The sequence below is a fragment of the Nonomuraea montanisoli genome, from assembly GCF_013363975.1.
GTDB lineage: Bacteria > Actinomycetota > Actinomycetes > Streptosporangiales > Streptosporangiaceae > Nonomuraea > Nonomuraea montanisoli.
This window is the reverse complement of sequence record NZ_JABWGN010000063.1, coordinates 1-305: the sequence shown is the minus strand read 5'-3', so window position 1 is coordinate 305 and position 305 is coordinate 1. Positions and strand designations below refer to the sequence as shown.

Sequence of the window (305 nt, the reverse complement as noted above, 5' to 3'; positions counted from 1 at the left end):
ACCGCGGCGCAGCGCGCCAAGCGGCTGGAGGACGAGTACGTCTCCACCGAGCACCTGCTCGTGGGCCTGGCCACCGACGGCGGCCAGGTCGCCGAGCTGCTGAAGTCGCAGGGCGCCACGCCGCAGGCGCTGCTCGACGCGTTCGAGAAGGTGCGCGGCCACGCCCGCGTCACCAGCGAGACGCCCGCGGACACCTACCAGGCGCTGGAGAAGTACGGCGTCGACCTGACCGAGCGGGCCCGCAGCGGCCGGCTCGACCCGGTCATCGGCCGCGACTCCGAGATCCGCCGCGTCGTGCAGGTGCT

1 protein-coding gene is annotated in these 305 nt (G+C 74.1%); it reads left to right on the top strand.

Translation table 11 applies throughout. From position 1 onward, the window contains the following. On the top strand, nt 1–305 hold a 305-nt coding region (locus tag HTZ77_RS44985), incomplete at both ends, for a Clp protease N-terminal domain-containing protein (protein WP_328809139.1).